At 69.8% G+C, this 918-nt stretch carries 1 protein-coding gene; it reads left to right on the plus strand.

Annotated elements, in window-relative coordinates; genetic code table 11:
- On the plus strand, nucleotides 1–918 hold a 918-nt coding region (locus ASG00_RS16775; RefSeq protein ID WP_235559120.1), incomplete at both ends, for an MFS transporter.

A 918-nucleotide genomic window follows, 5' to 3' on the forward strand; every position in this document is an offset into this window, starting at 1 on the left:
ACCGCGACCGCCCCGGCCGCCTCCACTCCCTCGGCTCCCTCGTCGCGCCGCTGGCTGACTCTCGTCATCGTCGGCCTCGCGCAGCTCATGGTGGTGCTCGACTCGACGGTCGTGAACATCGCCCTCCCCTCCGCCCAGGCCGACCTCGGCTTCTCCGACGGCGACCGCCAGTGGGTCATCACGGCCTACTCGCTCGCCTTCGGTGCACTGCTGCTGTTCGGCGGTCGCATCTCCGACCTGATCGGCCGCAAGCCGGCGTTCATCATCGGCCTGGTCGGGTTCGCCGCGGCATCCGCTCTCGGTGGCGCAGCCCCCACCTTCGAGGTGCTGGTCGCCTCGCGCGCCCTGCAGGGAGCGTTCGGCGCACTGCTCGCCCCGACGGCGCTGGCCGTGCTCACCACGACCTTCACGATCCCGCGCGAGCGTGCGCGCGCGTTCGGAGTGTTCGGTGCGATCGCCGGCGCCGGCGGCGCCGTGGGCCTGCTCCTCGGCGGGTTCCTCACCGAGAAGCTCGACTGGCGCTGGAACCTCTACATCAACGTGTTCATCGCCGTCGTCGCGATCGTGGGCGTCATCGTCTTCGTCGGCCGCATCGAGCGTCACGGTCCGCGTCCGAAGCTCGATGTGCCGGGCACCATCCTGGTGTCGGCGGGTCTGTTCGGCATCGTCTACGGCTTCGCCAACGCCGAGACCGACGGCTGGGACTCGCCGCTTGCGTGGGGCGTGCTCACCGCCGCGGGCGTCTTCCTGATCGCGTTCGTGCTGTGGCAGCGCCGCGCGTCGCACCCCCTCCTGCCCCTGACGATCGTGCTCGACCGCAACCGCGCAGCCGCCTACCTCTCGATTCTCATCGCGGGTGCGGGCATGTTCGGGATCTTCCTGTTCCTGACCTACTTCCTGCAGGGTTCGCTGAAGTTC

It is taken from the genome of Microbacterium sp. Leaf351 (assembly GCF_001423825.1).
Lineage (GTDB): Bacteria > Actinomycetota > Actinomycetes > Actinomycetales > Microbacteriaceae > Microbacterium > Microbacterium ginsengisoli.